At 53.6% G+C, this 16,731-nt stretch carries 16 protein-coding genes; 11 read left to right on the top strand and 5 right to left on the bottom strand.

Annotated features, from left to right (window positions below; all coding sequences use genetic code 11):
* Positions 1-11: 11 nt before the first annotated feature.
* The 5 genes from rnr (at position 12) to ACYCZJ_RS09780 (ending at position 5,350) form a co-directional block, all read left to right on the top strand.
* Positions 12-2,360, top strand: coding sequence for a ribonuclease R (rnr, locus tag ACYCZJ_RS09800; RefSeq protein WP_461554037.1), 2,349 nt, complete (start codon positions 12-14; stop codon positions 2,358-2,360).
* The gene (gene rlmB / locus ACYCZJ_RS09795; protein WP_461554036.1) at positions 2,361-3,110 is read left to right on the top strand and encodes a 23S rRNA (guanosine(2251)-2'-O)-methyltransferase RlmB; all 750 of its coding nucleotides are present in this window, start codon (positions 2,361-2,363) and stop codon (positions 3,108-3,110) included.
* Complete coding sequence (locus ACYCZJ_RS09790; protein WP_461554035.1) at positions 3,103-3,657, top strand: hypoxanthine-guanine phosphoribosyltransferase; 555 nt, start codon at positions 3,103-3,105, stop codon at positions 3,655-3,657. The genes rlmB and ACYCZJ_RS09790 overlap by 8 nt, the downstream gene beginning before the upstream one ends.
* Before the next feature lie 102 nt (positions 3,658-3,759).
* Positions 3,760-4,593: a Tim44 domain-containing protein gene (locus tag ACYCZJ_RS09785; protein WP_461554034.1), complete on the top strand. Its 834-nt coding sequence runs from the start codon at positions 3,760-3,762 to the stop codon at positions 4,591-4,593.
* Between the two features lie 7 nt (positions 4,594-4,600).
* Positions 4,601-5,350: an S-methyl-5'-thioinosine phosphorylase gene (locus tag ACYCZJ_RS09780; protein ID WP_461554033.1), complete on the top strand. Its 750-nt coding sequence runs from the start codon at positions 4,601-4,603 to the stop codon at positions 5,348-5,350.
* Positions 5,351-5,438: 88 nt separating this feature from the next.
* Here ACYCZJ_RS09780 and ACYCZJ_RS09775 read toward each other — a convergent pair whose 3' ends face one another.
* The 5 genes from ACYCZJ_RS09775 to ACYCZJ_RS09755 all read right to left on the bottom strand — a co-directional run bounded on the left by ACYCZJ_RS09775 (position 5,439) and on the right by ACYCZJ_RS09755 (position 8,632).
* Positions 5,439-5,702: a putative signal transducing protein gene (locus ACYCZJ_RS09775; protein WP_461554032.1), complete on the bottom strand. Its 264-nt coding sequence runs from the start codon at positions 5,700-5,702 to the stop codon at positions 5,439-5,441.
* Between the two features lie 68 nt (positions 5,703-5,770).
* Positions 5,771-6,175, bottom strand: coding sequence for a hypothetical protein (locus ACYCZJ_RS09770; RefSeq protein ID WP_461554031.1), 405 nt, complete (start codon positions 6,173-6,175; stop codon positions 5,771-5,773).
* A 431-nt stretch (positions 6,176-6,606) separates the two neighbouring features.
* Positions 6,607-7,599 carry a hypothetical protein gene (locus tag ACYCZJ_RS09765; protein WP_461554030.1) on the bottom strand — a complete coding sequence of 331 codons (993 nt, stop codon included), beginning with the start codon at positions 7,597-7,599 and terminating at the stop codon, positions 6,607-6,609.
* Between the two features lie 311 nt (positions 7,600-7,910).
* Positions 7,911-8,063 (bottom strand): DUF3096 domain-containing protein, encoded by a 153-nt coding sequence (locus tag ACYCZJ_RS09760; protein WP_461554029.1) that lies wholly within the window; start codon positions 8,061-8,063, stop codon positions 7,911-7,913.
* Positions 8,064-8,287: 224 nt separating this feature from the next.
* Complete coding sequence (locus tag ACYCZJ_RS09755) at positions 8,288-8,632, bottom strand: DUF6164 family protein (protein WP_461554028.1); 345 nt, start codon at positions 8,630-8,632, stop codon at positions 8,288-8,290.
* Positions 8,633-8,845: 213 nt separating this feature from the next.
* Here ACYCZJ_RS09755 and ACYCZJ_RS09750 point away from each other — a divergent pair, with 213 nt between their 5' ends.
* The 6 genes from ACYCZJ_RS09750 to ACYCZJ_RS09725 all read left to right on the top strand — a co-directional run bounded on the left by ACYCZJ_RS09750 (position 8,846) and on the right by ACYCZJ_RS09725 (position 16,607).
* On the top strand, positions 8,846-9,256 hold the full coding sequence (locus ACYCZJ_RS09750) for a hypothetical protein (RefSeq protein ID WP_461554027.1): 411 nt from the start codon (positions 8,846-8,848) through the stop codon (positions 9,254-9,256).
* Positions 9,257-9,827: 571 nt separating this feature from the next.
* Complete coding sequence (locus tag ACYCZJ_RS09745) at positions 9,828-10,832, top strand: helix-turn-helix transcriptional regulator (RefSeq protein ID WP_461554026.1); 1,005 nt, start codon at positions 9,828-9,830, stop codon at positions 10,830-10,832.
* A 131-nt stretch (positions 10,833-10,963) separates the two neighbouring features.
* Positions 10,964-13,615: a CRISPR-associated helicase Cas3' gene (gene cas3, locus ACYCZJ_RS09740; RefSeq protein WP_461554025.1), complete on the top strand. Its 2,652-nt coding sequence runs from the start codon at positions 10,964-10,966 to the stop codon at positions 13,613-13,615.
* The gene (gene casA, locus ACYCZJ_RS09735) at positions 13,612-15,255 is read left to right on the top strand and encodes a type I-E CRISPR-associated protein Cse1/CasA (RefSeq protein WP_461554024.1); all 1,644 of its coding nucleotides are present in this window, start codon (positions 13,612-13,614) and stop codon (positions 15,253-15,255) included. The genes cas3 and casA overlap by 4 nt, the downstream gene beginning before the upstream one ends.
* Positions 15,252-15,737, top strand: a complete 486-nt coding sequence (casB, locus tag ACYCZJ_RS09730; RefSeq protein WP_461554023.1) for a type I-E CRISPR-associated protein Cse2/CasB — start codon at positions 15,252-15,254, stop codon at positions 15,735-15,737. Before casA ends, casB begins: the two co-directional genes overlap by 4 nt.
* 45 nt (positions 15,738-15,782) lie before the next feature.
* Positions 15,783-16,607 (top strand): type I-E CRISPR-associated protein Cas7/Cse4/CasC, encoded by an 825-nt coding sequence (locus ACYCZJ_RS09725; protein WP_461554022.1) that lies wholly within the window; start codon positions 15,783-15,785, stop codon positions 16,605-16,607.
* Positions 16,608-16,731: the final 124 nt, after the last annotated feature.

Below are 16,731 nucleotides of genomic sequence, written 5' to 3'. Positions count from 1 at the left end.
GATACTTGTCAATGAAAAAACCCACGGCTCAAGCCGAAACCACGCGCCTTTCCGGCCTGCGCGCAACCGACCCGCACCTGGAACGCGAGCGCGAGCGCTATGAGCATCCGCTACCCAGCCGCGAGTTCATCATGGATGTATTACGCCAGCAGGGTGCCCCTCTCCAGCCGGAAACACTGGCTGAATTACTCGATATCACGCCCGAAGAAATTGATCTGTTTGCCCGTCGTTTACGTGCCATGGAGCGCGATGGCGAATTGATGCAGAACCGGCGCGGTGACCTTTGCGTAGTGGAAAAACTCGACCTGATCACAGGTCGCGTGGAGGGTCATCCGGAAGGTTTCGGTTTTCTTTCTCCCGAGGATGGCAGCGACGACCTGTTTCTGTCACCGCGCGAAATGCAGAAAGCCATGCACGGCGACCGCGTCATGGCCCGCGAAATCGGGGTGGACCGGCGCGGGCGGCGCGAAGGCAAAATTGTCGAAGTGCTGGAACGCGTCAATACCCATATCGTCGGGCGCCTGCTGGTGGAGCACGGCATCATGCTGGTCGCACCTGAAAACAAGCGCATCACCCAGGACATTCTTATTCCTGCCGGCAATGAAGGCAGCGCTCAGCCCGGCCAGGTGGTCTCGGTAGAAATCCTCGAACAGCCTGCAAAATACGCCAAGCCCATGGGGCGCATTGTGGAGGTACTGGGGAGTTATGCCGACCCGGGCATGGAAATTGAAATCGCCTTGCGCAAGCATTCACTACCCTACATTTTTCCCGAAGACGTGGAAAAAATCGCCAAAAAACTGCCCAAGAAGGTGCTCAAAAAAGACCACGCCAAGCGTGAAGACATCCGGCACCTGCCCTTGGTCACCATCGACGGTGAAACCGCGCGCGATTTCGACGACGCCGTATATTGTGAGCCGCAAGGCAAGGGCTTCCGCCTGCTGGTCGCGATTGCCGACGTGTCACATTATGTCCAGCCGGGTGATCCGCTCGACCTCGAAGCCTACAATCGCGGCAATTCAGTGTATTTTCCGCGGCGCGTCATTCCCATGCTGCCGGAAGAGCTTTCCAACGGCTTATGTTCGCTCAACCCGCAAGTAGAGCGGCTGTGCATGGTCTGCGACATGCAAATCGGCGCACTCGGTGCAGTCAAGGAATACCGCTTTTACCCAGCGGTCATGTATTCGCACGCACGCCTTACCTACAATCAGGTGTGGGATTGGCTGGAGCATCCGCAAAATGCCGGCGGCCATGGTGACTTATTGCCACAGCTCAACAATCTCTACACTTTGTTCAAGGTGCTCCTGAAAGCACGTGGACGGCGCGGCGCAATTGATTTTGAAACGCTGGAAACGCAAATGGTTTTTAACGATGAGAAAAAAATCGAGCGCATCATTCCGGTCACGCGTAACGATGCCCACCGCCTGATCGAAGAATGCATGCTGGCCGCCAACGTATGCGCTTCGGATTTCCTGCAAAAGAAAAAACAGCCCGCCTTGTACCGGATTCATGAAGGACCCACGACGGAAAAACTGGCCGCTTTGCGCGAATTCATGACTGAATTCGGCTTTGCGCTGGGCGGCGGCGATGATCCTCAAGCCAAGGACTACGCCACACTACTGGAAAAAATCAAAGGCCGCCCGGATGCCGCCCTGCTGCAAACCGTGATGCTGCGCTCACTGCAGCAAGCTGTATACAGCCCGGACAGCGTCGGCCACTTCGGTCTGGCTTACGAGCATTACACGCACTTCACTTCCCCCATCCGGCGCTATCCCGATCTTCTCATCCACCGTGCGATCAAGGCCGCACTGAATGGCGAAAAATACCAGCCCGGCAACTGGGTCGAACTGGGCGGACATTGCTCGAAAACTGAACGCCGTGCCGATGATGCAACACGCGATGTCGAAGCCTGGCTGAAGTGCTTCTATATGCAGGATCGGGTCGGCGAAGAATTTCCCGGTACCATTGCCAGCGTGACCGGTTTCGGCATTTTTGTAGCGCTGGATGACATTTACGTGGAAGGCCTGGTACATATCTCTGAACTGGGCAGCGATTACTTCCACTTCGACAAGGCGCGCCACCAGATTGTGGGCGAACGCACCGGCACACGTTATCGCATGGGCGACCGCGTGCAAGTTAAAATCGTGCGCGTAAGTCTGGATACGGCGCGTATTGATTTCGCCCTGGCTGGCGACAGCCTGCCAGCCCGGACATCGGGCCAGGAACAACCGCAAGGCAGAAAACAGCCCAAAAAATCGGGTGCAGACAGACAACCCAAAGAAAAACCCGTTGCTGCCGCCGATCAAGAAGTTACGCAGAAGAAATCACGCCGTCGTCGCAAATCCGGCAAGGGAGCGCACTAAATGGCGGGCATATTGATCTACGGCTTCCACGCCGTGACTTCCCGGCTGCGCCAGAATCCGGCCAGCGTTGAGGAAATCTTCGTGGATGCCGCGCGTCAGGATGGGCGTGCACGCGAGCTGCTGGAACATGCCAAAACTTTGGGTGTTCGCATTTTGCAAGTGGATGGCAAGCGTCTCGACGGCATTGCCGGCGGCCCGCGCCACCAGGGCATTGCGGCACGCGTGACCATGGTCCAGCAGCCGCGCCACGTAGATGAAGTTCTCGAAGGATTGCAAGGCGACCTGCTCTTGCTGGTACTCGACGGCGTGCAGGATCCGCACAATCTCGGTGCCTGTCTGCGTGTCGCCGATGCAATGGGCGCCAATGCCGTAATCGCCCCCAAGGATCGGGCGGTGGGACTGACGCCTACCGTTGCCAAAGTGGCCTGCGGAGCTGCGGATACCGTTCCCTACCTCACTGTCACCAACCTCGCCCGGGCACTGCGCGACATCAAGGAATACGGCGTGACCATCATCGGCGCCGATGGCGAAGCGCAGACCGAACTGCCGGCCGCCAATGTGGGCGGCTCCGTGGCCTGGGTGCTGGGTGCCGAGGGTGGCGGCCTGCGCCGCCTTACCCGCGAGCACTGCGATTTGCTGGTGAAAATCCCCATGTACGGCACGGTTGAAAGCCTGAATGTGTCCGTATCCGCAGGAATCTGCCTGTACGAAACCCGGCGCCAGCGCGTCACGACTGACAGGCATGATTAATAACGCTAACGCCTGGCGCATCCTGGATGAGGCCGATCTGATTTATACGGCAGCCGAAGTACAGGCTGCCATTACTTCGCTGGCCCATGACATCAGTGCACGCTTCAAGGATACTTCTCCGCTGGTGCTATCGGTGATGGGCGGCGCGGTTGTGTTTAGCGGACAAATCCTGCCCAGGCTGCATTTCCCACTGGATTTCGATTATATACACGCGACCCGCTATGGAAAAAACATGCGTGGCGGTGAGCTGGAATGGCTGGTCGAACCACGCGAACCGGTGGCTGGCCGAAAGGTGCTACTGCTTGATGATATCCTCGACGAGGGTCACACACTGGCTTCCATCCGCAGCCGCCTGCTGGAAATGGGCGCTGCCGAAGTGAGCTGCGCCGTGTTGACTGAAAAACACACCGGACAGGACAAACCGATCCGCGCTGATTTTGTCGGACTGGTATTGCCAAACCGCTATGTATTCGGCTGTGGTATGGATGTAGACGGGGCCTGGCGCAATTTGCCGGCTATCTATGCCATGAAAGATGAACCAGCCTGATTACATCGATTTTTTCTGATGCTCATGCAATATTATTCTGTCAAACTTGTACGTTTGGCTTGATAGAATCGTACTTCATGGCTTTATATTCTGGAGTTCCAAATGCGTAAATTCTTAATCCTGTTTCTGACCCTGTTTCTGAGCATGAGCATGATCAGCAGCGATGCCTATGCCAAGCGTTTCGGGGGCGGCAAGAGCTTTGGCAAACAACGTCAAAGTATCACTCAGCAAGCCGCACCACGTGCGCCAGCCTCACCTTCTCCCACGGCGCCGGCTGCAGGGGGTAATAGATGGCTTGGTCCTCTCGCTGGCCTGGCAGCAGGCGGCTTGCTGGCTTCACTGTTTATGGGCCACGGCTTCGAAGGCATCAAGGGCATGGACATTCTGCTGATGCTGGCATTGGCTGCCGGGATATTCTTCATCATGCGCGCCATGCGGCGTAAATCCGAATCGCAGGCTACGGCTTACACTGCCCACGGGCAAAGCATTCAAGTACCCATGCCGGTCAGCAATGCCGACCTGCCGATGGGAAGTCAGGCAATTTCCTCCATGCCCGGCAGCCGCCCGGACTGGTTTGACGATGCCGCCTTTGTGCGCGATGCCAAAGCCCACTTCATTCGTCTGCAAGCCGCTTATGACACGGCCAATCTCGACGACATCCGTGAATACACCACACCGGAAGTGTTTGCCGAGATCAGCCTGCAAATCCAGGAACGCGGTGCCAACACACAAAAAACCGACGTTACCCTACTCAATGCCGATGTGCTGGAAGTGGTTACCGAAAACAATCAGGTGATTGCCAGCGTGCGTTTCCATGGGCTGATCCGCGAAGAAGCCAACGCACCCGCTGCGCCATTCGACGAAACCTGGCATATCCAGAAAACCGTCACAGACCGCAATGCAGCGTGGTTTGTAGCTGGCATCCAACAGGCCTGATACAACCATGCTCGCCATCATCGGAGGCACAGGCCTCACCCAGCTCGACAATCTTGAAATTACCCATCGGCAGGTTGCCCGCACCCCTTACGGCGAACCTTCCGGTGCGCTGACTTTCGGGAACATCAACGGACATCACGTGATTTTCCTGGCACGCCACGGCTACGGCCACACCATACCGCCGCATGAGGTCAATTACCGCGCCAATCTCTGGGCATTACGTGATCAAAACATCAGCCACATCGTGTCCGTAGCAAGCGTGGGCGGCATACATCCAGACCTTACGCCGGGTACGCTGGTTGTCCCCGACCAGATCATCGACTATACCCACGGACGCAAACACAGTTTTTATAACGGTGGCGATAAAGCCGTCGTCCACATCGACTTTACCGAACCGTATAGTCAGGATATGCGTACCAAAATCATGGCCGCCATCGCCGACGCTGGGGAAAGTGCGATTGAGCATGGCGTTTATGCCACGGTACAGGGGCCACGTCTCGAAACCGCCGCAGAAATTAACCGCCTGGAGCGGGATGGCGCCACCATGGTAGGCATGACCGGCATGCCCGAAGCTTCCCTCGCGCGTGAACTGGAACTGAGCTACGCTGCCATCGGCGTGGTTGCCAATCACGCTGCGGGTCGCGGCAACAGCAAAATCGCCATCAGTGGCGCCGAAGTACAAGCTACGCTGGCGCAAGCCATGGGGCGGGTTCGCTCCGTACTTGCCCACTTGGTGGCACTGCATAACGAGACCTGAGATTATATTTTTTGCCCGTTGAGCAGACTCGGCCAGGAGATTGACCAACTGGAGATATCCAGAAAATCAAGCCGGCACAGGTGCCGGGTTACTCAGAAAAATCTTTGTCATCAAGTGCCAACAGACCCGAATTCACATCCGCAATAATTTTTCTTGCGGCAACGGCAAATTCTCCCGGCACCTGTAACCTGACGCCACCCGATGCAATGGACAGCAATGAATAGGTCTGATTGATATTGGCGTCCGCCACGAATGACGGGATGCCTTCCGCCTCCAGACGAGCGCTCAATATGAACATCTCGGAAGTGTCGTGGGAGCGTGCAACGGTTACAAATTCTATGGTTTCATCCATTGAGTGCTCCGTATGTGACAGCATTGCCGGAAACACTGCATTTCATCTACACGACTCCGTTTTCCTTCTCAAAGGCCGTGATTGAAATACACCCAGTACAGACACGTTACAGCGACAACGCCAAGCACGCCACATAAACCAAATAAAATACGGGTGCGAACACGCAGGATATCCACCACCCGAACCAGCTGAATATTTTGCTGGGCAAGCGACTTGATCAATTCCGAGGACTGCAGTATGGCTTTGTGCAGTTCCGTACTCTGCAATTCCAGCGCGTGAACCCGGGCATCAAGCGCCGCTAAGCCCTGTGCTTGCGAGGCTTTCTTCTCGACACTTTCATTGCCGGGCTGTGGTGCCGGTTTCCGCACAATGACGCTCCAGAGCTTCTCCGCCCCCTGAACGATATAAGGTGCCGCGGTCAGAACGTCGCCCCATGGAATAATCTTGAATGCCGTCAGTACGCTGATTGCCATATCATTTTCTCCTCAAACTGCCGCCATGCATTTCTGCCTTACATGCCGAGCCTGTAAATAAGACAAGACTCCAAAAGCAGTCCGGAAATTTTGTGCGGTGATCTATAACAGTTTCATCATCCTGACATGATATAAACATAAGCTTTCCCTATTCATGCCTATCAGGGGGAAAAATGCTTATCTGTCATGAATGCCTGCATAGAAAATTTGTGTCCGCCGGGAATGCAGTCTATCGGGATTCGCCTCAGCTTAGACATTACGCGACTTGCCTGATCTGCAAACAACGCACCTTGTGCCGCTGCGTATATAGCCATCTCGTCAGGAAAAAGGTCCATATCAGTACGCCGGAGCAAGCTGTTCAGCAGAACAGCCCCATAATTACGGCCCGTGGCAACTTGAACAGAATAAACCCGAAGCCCAAGCAGGCAAGTTCAATGATCCGGTAGAGACAAGTCCGACGTGCCCGGGCAAACCCGGCGCGGATATTCGCGCGAAGTATCGATGCAACCGCCATCGACATACACACCCGATGGCTCGCGTAGCCGCAGCATTATCTTGAGTATACGCGCCACTTCCACCGGATTCTGTAGCGACGCTTGGACCCGCTGCTCGACGATCGCCTCGTCAATCTGCAACTCGCCCGTCTGGTCACGATAGATCGCATTGCGCCAATGAAACAACTCCAGACACTTCGTCGTCAGCGTGTAGGGCTCGGCCCGTTTCCAGAAATTGGTAAACTGCCCTGCGCCGAGATACAACACCCAGGATCCCTCATAACCTGCCACATCCGAGGAACGGTCATCAGGGTTGCGGAACCAGGTGCGGTCTCCGGGAACAAAATATTTCAGCGGTAAAGGCTCGCTCATGGAGCCATACTCGCACAGGAAAACCTCATGGAATTCGCCGGACTTGATCGCTCTGCACTCAGCTTGCTGTTGCAGGCGCCGGAATAATTCTGGGTTGCAGCGCATCACCTCCTGGGCGATACCGAGCAGAATCACATACTCGGTGGCTCGATAACATGAAAAGGAATAGCGTTTTCCGGACTCATCAGGCTGTGTCGCTTTCTGTAACGCAGTCACCAGGTGGCTACCGGGCCGCAATGTAAACCCGCGATCCTCGGAATAGATCCAGCAATCGGCTGGGCGTTCTGCTTCATTGGTGTCAAAAACCAGCGTGGTCTTGCGCGCTGCTACAACGATGTTTTTTCTGATACGAACTGCGGATGCAAGTTCGTCATAACCCGGAAACGAGAACGGCACCGGACTCAACAACATGGCCAGCAGGATTTCCCGTTCCAGATCGCCGGAATTGTTTTCACTATCCAGACCCAGCGCCTGGCACAACCGCATCGTATCCTGATCGGGTGCCCATTCATTGGCCAATTCCGCAGGTAACTGAAATCTGATGCAAGGAGATTCCATGTTCTTTGCGTCAATGAATTGTACATGGTGTACAAGCCCGAGCGTTTCGAGTTGAAACCGGAAATTGCGTCGAGCCATTTCCAGAGCGGCCATTTCCAACCCGCATATCTCTATCCCCATCGCCTTCCTTTGCGCAGTTCAACTGATTTGAAGGGATGGGATATTACATCTATTTCATTAGGTAGGCACTCGGCAACAAGGTGATGTGTAACCGGCTTGATTCAAGTAATTAAATTTTTCGGCATGCTTGAAGGCAAGCATCTTCACAATCACCTGGTCGGCACCAACCTTATTGTCTTGCCGGCCTGTTTTCAGCGAAACATATTGCCGGTTCCAAACAGCCCAATCAACCCGATAACGATCAGATAGATGGCAACAATGTAGTTCAACAATCGTGGCATTACCAGAATCAGAATACCAGCAACCAACGACACAAGAGGGGTAAGGGCCAAATGCAGATTCATGGGATATCCTTTATATAATTACAAGCACAAAAATGGCTTGGTCTGGCGAATGCTCCGGGCGCCTATCTGCTCACAGCATAATGCCGTTGTTCCATAACCAATCGGCCCAAGCGCGAACACTCGATCCCTACGCAGGGTACACCAAAGCGTTTGCCTGGATACACATTCATCGCCATCGGCATCCACTCGCATCGATTACTTACTAATCGCAACACAAATCGTAGTTACTTCCCGAAATCCATAAATGGCTTGGTGGATAAATAAACGATAACCACAATGGCCGCCAAATAGATGATGAATCGCAGCGGGTTATCCTTGATCACGTCAACCACCGTGCGCTGTTTACCGGCTTTTTCCAGCTGCGCATATTGTTCTCTTGCCTTAGCCTGGCGCTCACACTCGTAAACGTCGATCAACGACCGTGCTCGATCCAATTCACTTTCATCCTTTAGCCATACCGCCGGAGAAGAGATACCCCAGTTACCTGCCGGTGTTTCGTAAAAATCGATAGCACTGGACGTCAATAGCATGCGCACCTCTTCCGCCTCATCATCGGGCACACCATTCAAGGAAAACAATCTGACAGGCATAAATACAATCAATTGTAATTAAACAATAATTTATGGATATAATTCAAGCGATCCAGATGGGAAATATAGCATGGCATCCAAGCCAACACCGCACTCCGGCATGAGGCCACAATCTTTCGTTACAAAATTCTTGTGTTATTTTTTCTAAATGCTATACAAGTAATCCCTCAATTCCATTTTTAAGGATGAATCATGATTCGTCGTACAGTTCTGGCCGTAATACTTGCGGGCTTTTTTGCAGTTCCGGCTTTCGCCGCCAAGGAAATGCCGCTCACCATCAACCTCGGAGCGCAAAATAATTCAGGGGAAACGGGTACCGCGACACTGACCCCCGAAGGTCACAAAACCAAAGTTGTGATCGAGCTGTCGAATGCCCCTGCCGGCGTTGCCCAGCCCGCGCATATCCATGAAGGCACCTGCGCCAAACTCGATAAAAAGCCGAAATGGAAACTGGAGCCAGTCAAAGACGGAAAATCCACCACCATGGTACCGGCCTCCCTGAAAACCATTGTGAAGGACAAAACAGCGATCAACGTGCACAAGAGCCCTGACGAAATCCAGGTCTACGTTGCCTGTGGCGATATCGTTCATTCCAAAAAATAGCAGCCTGCATTGGGTCTGACTACAGCCTTCAGCAGCATGAATAGGGCTGCGCCGCAGCCTTAACCTGTTCCGTGTCAAAAACAAAACCTGCCTGACCTTGCCGTCTTTCTGACAGCAAGGTCAGGCGGATTCGCGTTACAAGCCTCGCCCTTCGACAATGCCTCTTAAACAAGATGCGCATCTCTTTGTCCTGCAGGATTGAGCCTGACGAAAACAACCGTGCCCGACATCATTTATTTTGAGAAAATGACCGCTTCGTAATGCTCAAGAAATGGAATCATGGACACAGAACTGAACGTGTAGGATAGCAACGGAACCTCCCTGAATGAGGGTGCTGACTCTCATTGCACTACGCGCCCCACCAGATCGCCGACGTGCTGCAATCCACCTGCATCTGCAGAGGACGCAGGCGGTGATATTATCGACGAAGGTTTAGGAAATCGCTGATTCTGTTTTATTGGAGCCAACATAAACATCAACGCCGAAGCTGGAGGGAAGCACCACCGCTACGCCGATTTCAGGCCACCGGCAAACTTGCCAATCACCCCGGGTTTGAAGTGAGCAAGCCATCTTGAGCAAACCCGACGACCTCTACCGGCTGCACCGCCTGCTCGATGGCCGGCGCAGCACCATCAGCCGCCAGGCATTGATGGACGAACTGGCAATTTCCCGCTCCAAACTCACCCGCCTCATCACCGACCTGCGCAACCAGCTCGGCGCGCCCCTCATCTTCGACGCAGCATATAACGGCTACCGCTACGACACCGCAGACGGCCACCACCCCCTGCCCGGCCTGTGGTTCACCAGCGCAGAACTCCATGCCCTCATCACCCTTAATCACCTGCTGCAAACCCTCCAACCCGGCCTGCTGGATTCCGCACTTGCGCCCATCCGCACCCGCATCGACGCGCTCCTCCAAACCGAACATCTCGGCAGCGGCGAAGCACACAAGCGCATCCGCATCCTGGCCATGGCCGCCCGCGCCAAAGACATGCGTCACTTTCAAATCGTCGCCGGTGCCGTACTGCAACGCAAACGGCTAACCATCCAGTATTACAACCGCGACCGCAGCCAGACCAGCGAACGCGAAATCTCGCCCCAACGGCTCACCCACTACCGCGACAACTGGTACCTCGATGCCTGGTGCCATCAGAAAAAAGGCCTGCGCATCTTCGCCGTCGAATGCATCCGCCAGGCAACCACGCTGGAAAAAACCGCTAAAACCGTGCCCGACGCCACCCTCAACCGCCAACTCGCCAGCGCCTACGGCATCTTCGCAGGCCAACCCGTCGCCACCGCCATCCTGCGCTTTACCGCCCGCCGCGCCCGCTGGATCGCCGATGAAACCTGGCACCCCAAGCAACAATCCCGCTGGCTCGAAGACGGCCGCTATGAACTCAGCATTCCCTATTCCAACGACAAAGAACTCATCATGGACATCCTCAAATATGGTGCCGATGTGGAAGTGATTGCGCCGGATGCGCTGAAAGAAGCCGTCAAAATTCAGCTCGATGCGGCTGCAAGCCAGTATCGGCACGGCGATACGCCATGCTCAGGTTTTGAGCCTGAACCCTGATATAAAGTCGATATGCACATCGAACAGCCAGACCAAGCCACCACCCTCCGCTACTGGGGCAAGGCCGACGAGAAATACGTCGGCTCACAAACCTGGCATCCGCTCGCGGATTACAGGACGTGGTATTTGCAATGATGGATATCACGCTGATAAATATCTGGGCGAAAACCGGCAAAAGCGGCGATGAGCGGTGGCATCCGCTCATCCTCCACATACTGGATGTAGCCGCGAGCGCAGACGCCATTCTGGCGCGCGAACCAGAATCAACGCGTAAAAGAATCGCGGACATTCTGGGCATGGCTTGGGAAGAAGCCCGTCCGTGGCTACTGCTCGTGATTGCCTGCCATGATTTGGGGAAAGCCTGCCCGGGGTTTCAATGCAAGTGGGAAAACCTCTCGGGAATGGATGCCGGACGGAACCCCAATACCGAGATCAACCATGCCTTCGTGAGCCAGATTGAGCTTGAAGTATTGCTAATGGACAGAGGCTGGCCTGAAGAATTGGCTCTACTGGTTGCCGATGCCGTAGGCTGCCATCACGGCGAACGTGCATCCCCCAACACCCTTGACCACCTAATGGGCGACAGACGTGCCTTGGGGGAAAGCGAATGGACTGAAGCGCGTCGGAGTCTGTTGGAGGCGCTGCTAGGCGTGTTCAAACCCGGCAAAGCCCCGACCAAAGAAAAACTTTCCGGCCCCGATTTCATGTTGTTATCCGGGCTTACAAGCTTTGCCGACTGGGTCGGTTCCAATGAAGACTGGTTTCCATTCGGATGTCCAGGAGACTGTGAAGACCTTGAGTCTTGGTTTCAAAAGCGAAGAACCCAAAATGCGGAGCAGGCGTTAAATGCCATCGGCTGGGAGCCCCGAACGCCGCTTGTCAGCGAGCCAAAATCGTTCGAGGAAGTATTTGGCTTTGCCCCCCGCCCCTTGCAACAAGCGGTTGCCGATTCCCTGGCTGATTTACAAAAACCAGCCATCCTATTGGTGGAAGCCCCCATGGGAGAAGGGAAAACCGAAGCGGCTTTCTACGCGCATCTGGAATTGCAACGCCGCTTCGGGCATCGCGGCTTGTATGTGGCTTTACCCACCAAGGCGACCGGCAATGCGATGTTCAAGCGAACGCTCAGCTTTCTGTGCGGCCAGGGCAAAAATAGAAGACTCGACATGCAGCTACTGCATGGCGGCGCATTGCTGAACGACACATACCAGAACCTGAAACTATCCGGCATACATGACGCCAAGGCAGGCGGCGAAGTCCGGGCTGGGGAATGGTTCACCAACAAAAAACGGGCGCTGCTTTCAGAATACGGTGTGGGTACCGTGGATCAAGCTTTGCTGCCTATCTTGCCGGTGCGACATCACTTCGTGCGCTTGTGGGGTCTGGCGAATCGGGTCGTGGTGTTCGACGAGATTCATGCCTACGACGCCTATACCGGAACACTCTTGGTTCACCTGCTGCGCTGGCTGCTGGCGCTAGGGTCATCTGTAGTGCTACTTTCTGCGACCTTGCCGCCCTCGATACGACGCATTCTGGCGAAAGTCGTGGATGCCAATCTGCCTGAACCCGAGGTGGAATACCCGCGCCTTTCCGTTTTCAGCCTTGGCGAAGCAGTGCGTCAAACGCATTTCGATCCCGACCCCGCGCGTCGTCTGTCGGTGCGAGTCAAGCCGATCCCATCCGATTTACCGAACATGCGTTTTGCCCTTGAAGAGCATCTTGCCACAGGCGGAATGGCACTGGCACTGGTCAACACAGTGCAGCGTGCGCAAGACCTGTATCGACTCTTCCCCGACGGCGAACCGCTGGAACGCGAAGGCCAGCGCATCGGCAAGCGCCTGCCCGATGGCACGGAAGTGTTGCTCTTCCACGCACGCTTCCCGGCAAATCGGCGACAGAAACGCGAGGATCAGGCTTTGGAGGTTTTCGGTACGGACGGCCATCGAACAGGCCGCAAAATCCTCATCGCCACCCAGGTGGCAGAGCAAAGCCTCGACCTCGACTTCGACCTGATCGCAACCGACTTGGCACCGATCGACCTTGTGCTCCAGCGTGCCGGTCGCTTGTGGCGGCACACACGAAGCGCCCGACCCGTAGCCGAGCCGACTCTGCTGGTGGCAGGACTCGAAGATGACGAGCCACCCTCGTTTGCAAAGCCCCTCTGGTGGGGCGCGGTGTACCGCGAAGATGTTCTTCTGCGCACCTGGAGCCTGTTGCGCGCGCGAGCGCAATTAATTCTGCCTGACGACATCGACGTACTAGTGCAGGCAGTGTATGAAGAACAAGTCGAGGTGCCTGAGTTTTTACAGGATCGCCTGCAAAAATCCTTGATGGATGGCGACGGCAAAGCCATTGCCCATACCGGCCAGGCGAATCAGGCGATCATCGGTTTCCCAGACGACGCTTCGTGGAACGACCCAGCGCGATTCGTTCTTTACGACGAAGACGAACCCGGCGTACACCGAACGCTCATGGCACAGACCCGGCTCGGCGATGATTCGGTCGTCGCGATCCCATTGTGGTCAGAAGACGAATTCGACGCAGCAAAAACGCCAGACTTTGCACAATCGAAACATTGGTTCCTGCGCGCCATGAGCCTATCGCGCAAAAGCATCGTCAAAAAACTCCAAAAGCAGGGGATACCGGAAGGCTGGAAGAAATCCCTGCTCTTGCGCAACTGTTTTCCGCTGATACTGAACGCGAATGGAAGCTGGACTGAAGATGCATCCGTGCGACTGGATGACGACTTGGGATTAGTATACGAACCAAAGGAGGCCGAATGAGCCGATTCAACCTGATAGACGAGAAATGGATTCCGGTGCGATTCTTAAATGGAAATCGCGACGAAGAACTGGGCATCAGCGAAACCCTGCTGCGAGCCAAAGAGATTGCCGCCATTGAGGACTCGTCACCGTTGGTGGTGACAGCCCTTCACCGTTTCTTGCTCGCGGTGTTGTACCGCGCTCTGGAAGGGCCGACCGACATAGATCAGGCCAAGTCATTATTCAAGGAAGGATTGCCCAGCGAAAAAATTACGGCTTATCTGGAAAAGTGGAGGGATAGGTTCTGGTTGTTTGATGAGAAATATCCGTTCGGACAGATTCCAACGTTCGAACCGAAGACTTGGAGAGCTTGGACGGCGCTTGCAGCGGAGCATAATGCCGACACTGCCAAGGTTCTCTTCGATCATGTGGATACGACTGCATCTGGCAGCATCAAACCTGCTGCCGCCGTTCGTTGGTTACTTGCCACCCAGACCTTTGCCGTGTCCGCAGGGAAAAGTGAAATCTCACATACCGGAACGGCACCGTCGGCTGGCTCTGTGATGGCAATTCCTGTTGGTTTAAATCTTCACGACACCCTTCTCTTTTGTCTTGTTCCTCAAAATCGGGAGGTCATGCAGGCCGATATTCCTTTGTGGGAAAAAGAGCCGGAGACTATGGTGTATCTGAAATCCGCGACTAAATTGTTGGATAAAAAATCGGGGAAGGAAAAAGATCGTGCGGTAGAAAGAGGTGCTACCGGGCTTGTCGATCTTTTTACGTGGCGAACCCGCTCGATTCTTTTTAAGGAATTACCTTCGGGCGAAACATCCGAATTAGGCTTTGCATCTGGTATTGGATACAAGGCATCAGCGGATCAAGACACGATGCTTGGATATGCCATTGTTGAGGTTACTGATGGAGAAACGAAGGAGAAGGTAAAAAAGAAGGTATCAATCCATTTTGAGGAAAAGGAGTTTTGGAGAGATTTTGATTCTCTTCTTCCAGATGCTGCGCGACTTGCTCCAAGAGTCATTGAACATGCCATAGCGCTAACCAAGATGGATCGCACTCGGTTGCCGAGGGGAGTGATGATTCTTGGGCAGAAATATTTTCCTCCTCGACCTAATATCGTTTTTTGGAGAAAGGAATACTTCGCACTTCCTGGGGCGATATTGGGGAATCGCGATATTCGACATGACATTCGAGTTATGTTGATTGAAGCTGAAGATGCCGGAAAATCTTTGTGGAATGGAGATAATGGAATTAAGGCATGTCTCGCCAGTAGTATCGGAAGCTTTGCAAAGACGCTTCTTTCTCACGATACAACTGGCACGCGTGATGTACAGCTTTCCGATATTAAACGCGTTGCTCAATCCGTAAACGCGGTTCCATGGTATTGGTCAACTCTTGAATCTCGCTTTCATGAAATTCTGGGGAAATACACGCTTGAGCGAGACCCGGATGACATTCTCTGCCAATGGTTGAAATTCGTCCGAGATGCTCTGAAGAAAGCTTGGGATCAGCATTGCGCTTCCGTTTCTACGGGCGACATCTGGGCTATCCGTGCTCTCGTCAAAGCTGAGAAACCGGTGAAGCGAAAATTGGAAAAACTGAATGTTGAGATTCTAAAACTCGAACCACAGAAGGAGGTCGTATGAGCGGATTCATCGAAAGGCTGGAAGGCTTAAACGAGAAAGACACCAAGGTGAGAGCAGTGCTGCGTCGTAGCCTCGCCTTTGCCCCAGGAAAATACTTTAAGGCTTTCCCCTATGTGGAACCCTTCGTGAAGGATGAGGGCAATTCGTGGAGGAGGGAAATGCACTATCTGGTGGCCGGACTCTGGGCTAGCCATTGGCGTGAAGGTCGAACTGGTATACCGATAGGCATCGGGGAAGCGTGCGCAAAATACCGAGATGAAAGTAATTCAAGCAGCACAGAACGACGTTTCATTAACCTGCTTGATTCCGACCGCGATCAGCTAGCACATCGCCTGCGCCAAATGGCTGCGTTGCTTAAGAAACACAACTTGGACTTTTCAATGATGCTGTGGGACGAAGACAAGAAAGTGGGTCTTCTTAACTGGAATGACGAGCAGAAGCGAACCCAGACCGAATGGGCGCGAGACTTCTACAGAGATTGAATTACGAACTGATACAAAACATCACACGAAAAAGGAGATTGACGAATGAAAACAATTATCGAGATTCATGCCTTGCAAAACTTTGCCCCGTCAAACTTGAACAGAGATGACACTGGTGCTCCAAAGGATGCTTTTTTCGGCGGCACTCGCCGCGCCCGTGTCTCCAGCCAGTGTCTCAAGCGGGCAGTGCGACAGCACTTCGACCAAAAGAAAAAAATAGGGTTGTTCCAAGACGGTGAATTGGCAATTCGGACAAAACGAATCCTTGGTAAGCTTATCACCCTACTTCTTGAAAAACATGAAAGAGCCGAAATAGCGGCGAAAGAAAAAATTACTCTCGCAATGAACTCTATGGGCTTCGTGTTCAAAGAGAATGAAAAAACGGAATACCTGATGTTTCTTGGTGAAACTGAAATTGCAAAGCTGGCAGACCTGATTCATGAGAAGTGGGATGAAATCGGCGATCCATCTGCACGACTGTCCAGCCTTAAGAAGGCCATATCGAAAGCGCTTTATGCTGATGAGCCAGATGACATCAAGATGCAAGCCATTTTCAGAGCATTGGAAATTGACAAGGAAGTGAAAAAAATAAGCGACGAGAAAATTACCGCTATAGAAAATAATCTTGATGAAATTATCATTGTGCTGAAAGAAGGATTGGATTCAGTGAATCCAATCCCGCCTGACGAGGCAGCCACTGGAAAAACAGCGCCAAAGAAGCGCAAGAAAGATGAGTTGGCAGAGTGGGAGAAAAAAGTCGGCGAGATTTTAAACAATGGGAAAAAGGGATTGTCGGCTTTAGGGAAAGTATTAGCCAAGGTGATGGATGGTGGCAAAGCTGTTGATCTCGCGTTGTTCGGGCGCATGTGAGGCTGTAAACCAGTTTGTGTAACTGCCTATTTGTAACTACCCTCACGGGTTAAAAAACGATAGGTAGGGAAATGGATCTGGACAAGCTAAAAGCACTGGCAGCTGAATTAGCCAAGAACGTCAA

Source organism: Sulfuriferula sp. (assembly GCF_054605375.1).
Note: the sequence above shows the minus strand (reverse complement) of the source record. Positions and strands in the feature narration are given on the sequence as shown.

What these genes read in the sequence shown, in the direction of transcription:
- ACYCZJ_RS09750 (WP_461554027.1), top strand. Translation starts at nt 8,846, where the DNA reads ATGATTCGTCGTACAGTTCTGGCCGTAATACTTGCGGGCTTTTTTGCA.
- ACYCZJ_RS09770 (WP_461554031.1), bottom strand. Translation starts at nt 6,175, where the DNA reads ATGGCAATCAGCGTACTGACGGCATTCAAGATTATTCCATGGGGCGAC.
- casB (WP_461554023.1), top strand. Translation starts at nt 15,252, where the DNA reads ATGAGCGGATTCATCGAAAGGCTGGAAGGCTTAAACGAGAAAGACACC.
- casA (WP_461554024.1), top strand. Translation starts at nt 13,612, where the DNA reads ATGAGCCGATTCAACCTGATAGACGAGAAATGGATTCCGGTGCGATTC.
- rlmB (WP_461554036.1), top strand. Translation starts at nt 2,361, where the DNA reads ATGGCGGGCATATTGATCTACGGCTTCCACGCCGTGACTTCCCGGCTG.
- ACYCZJ_RS09790 (WP_461554035.1), top strand. Translation starts at nt 3,103, where the DNA reads ATGATTAATAACGCTAACGCCTGGCGCATCCTGGATGAGGCCGATCTG.
- ACYCZJ_RS09765 (WP_461554030.1), bottom strand. Translation starts at nt 7,599, where the DNA reads ATGGAATCTCCTTGCATCAGATTTCAGTTACCTGCGGAATTGGCCAAT.
- ACYCZJ_RS09725 (WP_461554022.1), top strand. Translation starts at nt 15,783, where the DNA reads ATGAAAACAATTATCGAGATTCATGCCTTGCAAAACTTTGCCCCGTCA.
- cas3 (WP_461554025.1), top strand. Translation starts at nt 10,964, where the DNA reads ATGATGGATATCACGCTGATAAATATCTGGGCGAAAACCGGCAAAAGC.
- ACYCZJ_RS09785 (WP_461554034.1), top strand. Translation starts at nt 3,760, where the DNA reads ATGCGTAAATTCTTAATCCTGTTTCTGACCCTGTTTCTGAGCATGAGC.
- ACYCZJ_RS09780 (WP_461554033.1), top strand. Translation starts at nt 4,601, where the DNA reads ATGCTCGCCATCATCGGAGGCACAGGCCTCACCCAGCTCGACAATCTT.
- rnr (WP_461554037.1), top strand. Translation starts at nt 12, where the DNA reads ATGAAAAAACCCACGGCTCAAGCCGAAACCACGCGCCTTTCCGGCCTG.
- ACYCZJ_RS09760 (WP_461554029.1), bottom strand. Translation starts at nt 8,063, where the DNA reads ATGAATCTGCATTTGGCCCTTACCCCTCTTGTGTCGTTGGTTGCTGGT.
- ACYCZJ_RS09775 (WP_461554032.1), bottom strand. Translation starts at nt 5,702, where the DNA reads ATGGATGAAACCATAGAATTTGTAACCGTTGCACGCTCCCACGACACT.